The sequence below is a fragment of the Parasphingorhabdus sp. genome, assembly GCF_049667325.1.
Classification (GTDB): domain Bacteria; phylum Pseudomonadota; class Alphaproteobacteria; order Sphingomonadales; family Sphingomonadaceae; genus Parasphingorhabdus.
Genome location: NZ_JBATHY010000226.1, coordinates 1 through 5,039, shown reverse-complemented (window position 1 = coordinate 5,039; position 5,039 = coordinate 1). Strand labels below are relative to the sequence as shown.

At 56.9% G+C, this 5,039-nt stretch carries 2 protein-coding genes; both read left to right on the top strand.

Going from position 1 to position 5,039, the window contains the following annotated elements; translation table 11 throughout:
• The first annotated feature begins 568 nt into the window (after positions 1–568).
• Positions 569–1,519: an XdhC family protein gene (locus WBM93_RS10180; protein ID WP_424431507.1), complete on the top strand. Its 951-nt coding sequence runs from the start codon at positions 569–571 to the stop codon at positions 1,517–1,519.
• A gap of 81 nt (positions 1,520–1,600) precedes the next feature.
• Positions 1,601–4,810, top strand: coding sequence for an amidohydrolase family protein (locus WBM93_RS10175; RefSeq protein ID WP_424431505.1), 3,210 nt, complete (start codon positions 1,601–1,603; stop codon positions 4,808–4,810).
• The last annotated feature ends 229 nt before the right edge of the window (positions 4,811–5,039 follow it).

Genomic DNA, 5,039 nt, shown 5'->3' with positions numbered 1-5,039 from the left:
ATTGTAGAACGAATTTCTTTCGGCCGGATGGAAATACGCGAATACCAAAACCAGGAAGGTCGCTATCCCAGATAAAATAGTCCTTCGACTTGATCTCCAATCCATCGATTTTGCTCTTTGTCAGTTTAGTCATGCCATTCCCTTCTGTTACCAGTGGGGTCATCGCAGCGCTTACTGTAAGCATATAGTAAGCAAGAGGATGAGGATCGCTGCGAAAACCTGCGTAGACACACAGGATCAATAGCTGCCCGCAGTCAAGTGAACGCGGTGCAAATGCGGGAAATAGCGTAATAAAAAGAACTAGTTAGTAGAATATTTTGCAGCGCTCATAACCTGAAGGTCGTAGGTTCAAATCCTACTCCCGCAACCAATAAATTACCCCGCCTTGCGCGGGTTTTTTTTGTTCAAATTCTACAGGAGCCGAGCTTTGCGCCGTTGAAATTGGGGAATCTGCTTCGCTCGACGATCAGATACTTCATTTTCGCCCTATGGAGATTGCCCCGCTTATCTGTTTAAGGCATGGATATGCGCGTTATCCACATTCCGGCAAGCGGCGGGACAATCACTTTTGAACAATATTTGGCCGATCTTCAGCTTTCTGAAATCAAAATCAGACGCGGGTCTGAAAACGGCTCTCGTGACGTTGACCGCTGTCACCGGCGCGTCGACGCGTAATCCGGGTACGCATATGGCTATTGGTGAAGACGGATCCTTCTCGGGTTCTTTTTCTGGGGGCTGCGTGGAGGTGGCAGTGGTGTCCGAAGCTCTGGATGTGATCAAAAGCGGGGAGCCGCGGGAGGTCAGATTTGGTGCCGGCTCTCCCTATCTCGATATACGCTTGCCCTGCGGCGGCAGCATCGACTTGCTGTTCACGCCGATAGCGGATGGCTCGATCATTGACGATATTTTTGACCGGATCATAAAGCGCGACCCGCTGACGATCATTCTCGATAGCAAAAGCGCTGATATACGCTGTGAAACGCAAATATCACACAAGGCTTCGGTAGAGCGAGAAGGTCCGGAGATTCAGGTCCATCATATTCCGGCCGCCAGAATGATTATTATCGGGCACGGACCGTCGGTCGAAAGTCTCGTGCGGCTCTCTGTGAGCTATGGCATCGATTGTGCTGTATTGTCGCCAGATCCCGTGGTCGTCGATCAGGTTAAAGGTCTTGCAAGCACTGTTAATCTGCTGAAAACGCCCGAGGCAAACAGTTTTCTGAACCCGGATCCGTGGACCGCCTGCATCTTCTATTTTCACGATCACGACTGGGAGGCCCTTCTGATGAAGCAGGCCCTGTCCTCTTCCGCTTTCTACGTCGGCGCCATGGGCAGCCGCAAAACCCATGCGCTTAGGCAGGCCTATCTCGAAGAGTTCGGCGTTTCGAAAGCAGAGCTGGCAAGAATGTCCGCTCCGATTGGGCTGATCCCCTCGACACGCGATCCTGCGACACTCGCATTGTCGACATTGGCAGAGGTTGTCGAAAGCTATCACCGGCATTTTGGTTACAGGGCGTAAAGATACACTGTTCGCTGTTCCTTCCGGTTGAAAACTGGAATAGAGTTCGGACAAGAGTGGATTCAGGGTTCGGGGAATATTATGAAATATAGTCTGGTTTCGGTTATCGCGGCATTGCTTTTCTCAGGAGCGGCACAAGCGCAAGACAGCGCTGAAGAATCTGCAAAGGAAAAATGGGACGTCAACGCCCCCAAGGGTGCGACGATCAAGCAGGTCGCTATCAATGTAGACGAAGGCAGCTGGATCGATGTCGATGTCAGTCCTGATGGCCAGAGCATCGTGTTCGCGCTGCTTGGCGACATTTACACCATGCCGATCGCCGGTGGCAAGCCGGTGCGGATTGCAGAAGGCCTCGCCTGGGAAGTACAGCCCCGTTTTTCCCCCGACGGGAAAAGAATAGCCTTTACCTCCGATCGCGGCGGCGGCGACAATATCTGGATCATGAACCGCGACGGCAGCGACAAGAGACAGGTTACCAAGGAAGAATTCCGGCTGCTCAATCAGCCAAGCTGGAGTCCCGACGGCCGCTATATCGTCGCGAAAAAGCATTTCACCACATCGCGTTCGCTCGGCACGGGAGAGATCTGGATATATCATGTTTCAGGCGGAGGCGGGGTGCAACTGGTCAAGAAGCCCAGCGACAAGCACCAGAAGGAATTGGGCGAACCGATATATGCGGCGGATGGCAAGGCGGTCTACTACACCAAGAACATCACCCCGGGCGGGACCTTCATCTATGCCCAGGACAGCAATAGCGACCTGTTCAACATTGAAAAATATGACCTGGAAACCGGCGAGGTTACCACGGCCGTCTCCGGTCTTGGCGGATCGGTGCGCCCGAGTCCTTCGCCCGACGGCAAGAAAATTGCCTTTGTCCGCCGCGAGATGACCCGATCGAAACTCTATGTGAAGGACCTGGAATCCGGGATCGAACAGAAAGTCTATGCTGATCTCGATCAGGACGTGCAGGAAACCTGGGCGGTCACCGGCGTCTATCCGAATATGGACTGGACTCCCGACAGCAAGGAAATCGTGTTCTGGGCCGGTGGCAAGGTCCGCCGTGTTGCCTCTGACGGCGGTGGTTCGTCGATCATCCCGTTTCAGGTCAGCGACACCCGCGGCGTTGCCAATGCGCCGCATCCCCAAATTGCGGTCGCGCCTGACAGCTTTGCAGCCAGAATGCCGCGTTTTGCATCCGTGTCGCCTGATGGCCGACAGGTTGTGTTCGAAAGCCTCGGCAAGCTGTACATCAAACCCACGGCGGGCGGCTCGGCCAAACGCCTGACCAATGCCGGTGCCGAGCTCGAGCTATTCCCGTCATGGTCACGCGATGGCCGATCGATTGTGTTTGTTGGCTGGACCGACGCGGGACTGGGCCAGATCAAAACCGTCGCGTCAGGCGGCGGATCGCCGCGCACGATTACCAATCGTCCCGGCCATTATGCCCGGCCGCAATTTTCTCCGGATGGTCAAACCATCGCCTTTGAAATGCAGGGCGGCGGCTATCTTACGTCTCCAAAATGGTCGGTAGACGACGGTGTCTACCGGGTCGCTGTTTCAGGCGGCGCGCCGGTGCGCGTATCGAAAGGCGCGGCCAGCCCGCAATATGGCGCGACAAGCGACCGGATATTCATGGTCGATAATGACGAGGACAAGCGGATCCTTATCAGCACCGACATGAGCGGCGAAGCCAAGCGGACCCATGCTTCGGGCGAGCTGACCAACGATTATGTCGTATCGCCCGACGGGCAACATGTCGCTTTCCGCCAGAGCTACGAAGCCTATGTCATGCCGCTGATGCCAGGCACGCAGGCGGTCGATGTCAGCCCGACCAGCAAGTCGCTTCCGGTGACCCGGGTCAGCGCCAGCGGCGCCGATTATATCCATTGGTCACAAGACGGAAAGCAATTGCACTGGAGCCTCGGGTCGACGGTCTATTCGGAGCAGACCAACCGGTTGTTTCCCGCTGCGCCGGCGACAAAAGATGCGCCGAAATATCAGCCACAGACCAGCGGCCTGTCGCTGGAACGAACGATAGCGGCGGACAAACCGTCCGGCACCGTGGCGCTCACCGGCGCGCGGATTGTCACCATGGCTGAAAGCGACGGTGGCATCATCGAAGATGGTGTAATCGTCATCCAGGGCAACCGCATTGCTGCGGTCGGCGCTCGGGACGCGGTCAGCATCCCCGCAGGCGCAACGACCGTAGATGTCACCGGCAAGACCATCATCCCCGGCCTGATCGACGCCCATGCCCATGGCCCGCAGGGCAGCGACGAGATCGTGCCGCAGCAAAACTGGTCGCTGCTGCAAAATCTCGCGCTCGGCACGACTACGATCCACGATCCGTCGAGCCGCGCCAGCGAGATTTTTGTCGCTGGCGAAATGCAGCGCGCCGGGATGATCCTCGGCCCCCGCATTTTCTCGACCGGTGAAATTGTTTACGGCGCGAAAGCGGCCAGCGTCTATGCCGAGATCAACAATCTCGATGATGCACTGGCCCATGTCCGCAGGCTCAAGGCGCAGGGCGGCAACAGCGTCAAGAATTACAACCAGCCACGCCGCGAGCAGCGGCAACAGGTGGTCGAGGCCGCGCGTCAGGAAAATATGCTGGTTGTCGCCGAGGGCGGCTCGCTTTTCGGCATGGACATGGCGCTGGTCGCCGACGGCAATTCGACGCTCGAGCATAATATCCCGCTCGAGATTTTCTACGATGATGTCGTTCAGATGTTTTCGCAGTCGCAGACCAATTATACCCCGACTCTGGTGGTCAGCTATGGCGGATTGGCCGGCGATCCCTATTGGCGGCAGGCCACCAATGTCTGGGAAAATCCGCTGCTTGTCCACACGCCGCCGAACATATTGAACGCCGCTACGGCGCGCCGGACCACCGCGCCGGAGAGCAATTTCGTCGACGATGACAATGCCCGCGAGGCCAAGAAGCTGGCCGATGCCGGCGTCAAGGTATCGATCGGGGCGCACGGTCAGCAAGCCGGCATCGGCAGCCACTGGGAACTCTGGTCGTTCGTAAGGGGCGGCATGAGTCCGCTGGAAGCGCTCGCCACCGGGACCATCGATTCCGCAAAGTCGCTGGGCATGGATGCCGACATCGGGTCGCTGGAGGCCGGCAAGCTTGCCGACCTGCTGGTCCTCGACGCCGATCCGACGCAGGACATCCGAAACAGCGACAAAATCCACCGCGTGATGCTCAACGGGCGGATATACGATCCGCTGACGATGAACGAGGTGGTGACGGGGAGCAGGAAACGCGCGGCTTACTGGTGGGAGTGAGGGCGCGAGCAGGGGTGCGGTGATTGCTGCACCCGTTGTCGCGACTCCGGCGAAAACAGTATATCCGTTCTAACCGCCCAGCTAAAAGCACAGGAATTTCATGAACCCTAGTTTAACGAGCGAATGAATTCGCTGAATGGTGAATGAATACTGCGTTCAGAAACTCGGTTCGTCTTAATTTTACACTCGTATTAGCCCTGTCCGGGGACCCTAATGTCATGCGTGTTCG